The 4,098-nt window shown below is 38.9% G+C and carries 1 protein-coding gene and 1 pseudogene; one reads left to right on the top strand and one right to left on the bottom strand.

Annotation, left to right across the window (positions count from 1 at the left end; genetic code table 11):
• Positions 1–3,192 (top strand): peptidase (locus F6K13_RS21700; RefSeq protein ID WP_287288346.1); only part of this gene is annotated, 3,192 nt, incomplete at its 5' end.
• A 9-nt stretch (positions 3,193–3,201) separates the two neighbouring features.
• Here F6K13_RS21700 and F6K13_RS21695 read toward each other — a convergent pair.
• Positions 3,202–3,699: pseudogene (locus tag F6K13_RS21695) on the bottom strand (class I SAM-dependent methyltransferase); the annotation flags it as partial.
• Positions 3,700–4,098: the final 399 nt, after the last annotated feature.

The raw sequence follows: 4,098 nt of genomic DNA, 5'->3' as shown, positions 1-4,098 counted from the left end.
GTTCTACTGACTCTGTGGAGTTTACTGGCAGAAATAAGAGCAATACAAGAAATCACACAACTGAATATTTGGGCAGCATTTGCTTGTAATATTTTAGGATGGATTGTACATCAGGTATCACAACGCACCATTGGTCGTCCTATTACTGCTTTTGGTAGATGGCTATTAAATCTTGCTGCTGGAACTGAGTTAGTAACAGATAAACAAGAACTAAAAGAAATTGTCATGGCAGGAAACCAATCTAGTTCCTTCCAGATTAGCACCGACCTATTACCCCAAAAAACAGATAAACAGCAAAAGCAAAAAATTAAACCTATCATCAAATATATAGTTGTAGGAATTATTGCTTTTTCCATCGTTATCCTTTTATCACCCCTATCTCAAAACTTTTTCACCATTTGGTACACTGCCCTGAATGACACCTTTAAACTAACCATTAACTTAATATATATAAGTCTAATTGCACTTTTCTGTTCAATAATTTTCACTCCCCTAGAATCGTTAACCTGGTGGGCAGGATGGTATGAACCACCAACTCTCAGATATTCAGGTAGTTTAGTCGAAGAAGTACCAGACCGCCAAGATGCTTCTATTTATGTCTTATACTTGGATGGCATCAACCAAGGTTCCTACCAATACCTACCCATAGTTGAAAATTTTCTCGATCGCCTAGCTAATGCTACACCACCAGATGTAGTAATTATCAAAGGTATTATGCCCTACTCTGCCACAAACCGTTCTCTAACAACAGACCGACCTTTAGCATTTTTGTGGAACATCCTTGATTCTATTGCTCAGAGAAATCCTAATAACCCCATCGCTGGTATTATTAATCTTCGTAATGTTGCAGCGGTTGCTGTTGCAGCAGACCCTCGTTACAGTCTGATTCAAAATCAAGGATTAGCACAAGTGTTATTTGATAGTCTCCTCTATTTTGGTTATCCTCTCGGTAGTCAAAAACCGATCGCTCTGATTGGTTACAGTGGAGGCGGTCAAATGTCTATGGGGGCGGTGCCTTTTCTCAAGCAAGCTACAGGGGCACCCATTGAGGCGATTTCTTTGGCGGGGGTAATCAGTGGCAATACTGGAGCAATGGTAGTAGAACGTCTGTATCACCTAGTGGGAGAAAAGGATAGTGTAGAACGATTAGGTCCGATAATGTTTCCTGGAAGATGGCCGATTATGTTCTTATCTAATTGGAATCATGCTAAACGTCGGGGGAAAATTAGTTTTATTTCTCTGGGTCCGGTTGCTCATAACGATGAAATTGGTCCGATGGGAACAGCTATGCTTCCAGATGGTCGTACTCACTTACAGCAAACACTGGATATTATTTCTGGAATTTTAACCAAAAATTGGGTAGCAACAGGGTTAAATCCTGAAGATTTTAGAACTGTTAGTAATTATGAACTCTACAAGCAGTCTTTATGTAATCATCCTAGTTATTATCCTTTAATTCAATCTGTTGATTCGCAACTCTATCAACCTATTAGTAAATGGGTAGGACGTTTAATTTTACCGACTGCTGAGGAAAGGGAGGAGGTTAAAGGTGTATTGTTGGAACTGCTGATGACAGATTCAGAAAATAAACACCGCGTCGGACAGGTTGTGAATTTACGTTGGGGTGATGACTCTCATTTACAAACTTATGTTCAACTTGTTACTACAGATGTTAATTTTGTCGATCGCGTAAGGGTGAGTAAGACAGAGGGAAATATTCATCCAGAGCGGATTGATAATTGGCAAAATGTCGATCCTCTAGAATCTTTAGCAGGTGCTAGACCGGAAGACGATCTGATTGTGGCTTTACCGGAACCTGTAGTAGTTGAGGATACTGGTATAGGTCGCCTCAGTTTATATATTAGTCGCGAACCAATTCAAATTTCTGGTTGTTTTTATGGGTTGGTGAAAATTATCCAGTTTGTAGGAGAAGACTTATTTCGAGTGCGTCACTATAATTCCAACTCTCAGGAATTTGATGGTGTTGAAGAAATTATTTATATTCCTTCTGTCATTGTTGACCGCAATGGTATTTCACCTTCTCAGAACCAAGGTTTAGAAAATTCTCCTGTAAATGGAAAGGGTTGGTATATTTATGGAGCGAAGAATGCTCAGGGTAAATTTGTCGTACAAGCGATCGCTCCTCGTGCTTTATTTTCCCTGAAACCCAAGAAAATAATCTCTGGAAAAAAAGCCACATTAGACTACATCAATTATAAATATTGGCAAAACCAGGTTGCTCCGAAAGGAGACATTGCAAATATTTTGCTCAACCCTACAGAAAAACAACAGAGTGAAATTTCCCAGACTCCGGTTTGGGAAGAAGGCGAACAAGCTCTATTCATGCACGTCTATGGAGGTATTGGTGGCAGAAAACCAGAATTTTCGCCCTTGGGAATATTTTTCGGTCATTTTGCTTTTGGAATAACAAAGGTAGTACGGGAACCTTTAGCAAATGAACTCCAGTTAAATCTAGAATATCGGCAAATCTATACTCATAACTGTGATGGTATTGTTGCTGGTACTATATCTTGGATGAAATATATGGGCGATCGGCAATGGGGATGGTTAGGAACGCGTCCTACTTCAGAAATTATCATTAAGTTTAAACCCATGACCGAAGATTATGATTTTAACGGTATCAAATTTTCTCCACTCAGTTATATAGTGCAAGAACTTGATGTCATGGCAGCTCGTTATCGGACTGGGGATGGTACTGGTGCAACTGCTGTTAGTCCCATAAACTCCTGCGTGCAAGATTCAAGTCAAGCACTGTATACAGCTTTAAACCGGATGGTAGCTCAGTTAAAATTAAATCCTTTAATTATGAAATGGCTCAGAGAACATCCTGATGATGAGCAAACTCAGCGTTTTACACAATTAGTCAATCTAGTGAAAGCTTTGGAAAATCACTTAACACCCTTGGGAAAAGCACGAGCAGACTGGCGTTCGGAAGCAACAACTTTAGGGGGGTTTCCTGTAGAGACTCCTCTAAAAACTTTATGGCAAGTTGTAGGGAGTTGGCGATCGCTCCTACCTCGGTTTACTAACGACCAACTAGCGATGATTTTTCTCCAGTTTGGTGCTTCCTTGTGGGTGTTGCGTACTAATCAAGTAGGTGGTTATGACCCAAATATTGAAGCGATCGTGCCTACTGATTTTGTGTTTTTTGTACCCAGGGTAGGGAAGTGATTTCAGTTATCAGTTATCAGTTATCAGCGAATCCGCCAAGAAATAAATTTCTAGGATCAAAGCAGAAGTCATCTTTAGATGACTAAAGATAGCTAATATAACGTTCCCCCGGAGGGGAACATGATATAATTCATCAAATAATTGCTCAATTAATTTCGATGGGGAGGCAACGTGTTCCAAATTCAAAAATAATCCTCCTGGCTTTAATAATTGGTAAATCTCTTGATATATTTCTTGTTTTCTGATGTCTGGTTGATGATGAATAGAAAATCCTGAGACAACTATATCAAATGGTGCTTTTCGGTGAAGTTTATTTACCCATTCTGGCAAACCATAATCTTGATTGATAAATTCTAAATTCCCTTGATAATTATCGGCAATTTTACTTTTTGCTGCTTCAATCATTGCTTCTGAAAAGTCTAAAAATACTCCTTGAGAATTAGGGTATTGACTGAGAATTGCTTGACCTAAAATACCATCACCACAACCTAAATCTAAAAAGTTATTTACTTGAGGTCTAGTCGCCTAAATAATTCTTAGGATAATTTCAATTTGTTCGGTAGCTAAAGGAACTGCACTTCTTACACCAGAAAGATATTTTTGTGCAAGTTCTGTTGTTTTCCAGACTTGATAGTTTTGACTCATTTTCCAGAATTGATTAAATATAGAGATGTTTTATAGCATTTCTCATAAAAATACATTTACGATCCCCCTAAATCCCCCTTGACAAGGGGGACTTTGAAACCGCCCCCCTTTTTAAGCGGTTCCCCCCTGATTAAGGCAGGGCTAATTCATTGTCGCCAGAGAAAAATATTGAGGAGTACAAGTTTGGCCATGTTATCAAGTATTTCATGGTTTTTTCCCGAAATTATCACTCTTAAACAGAAAAAATTGTTACGGAGTCAG

Source organism: Okeania sp. SIO2B9, assembly GCF_010672505.1.
GTDB lineage: Bacteria > Cyanobacteriota > Cyanobacteriia > Cyanobacteriales > Microcoleaceae > Okeania > Okeania hirsuta.
This window is presented reverse-complemented; position numbering and strand designations above follow the sequence as displayed.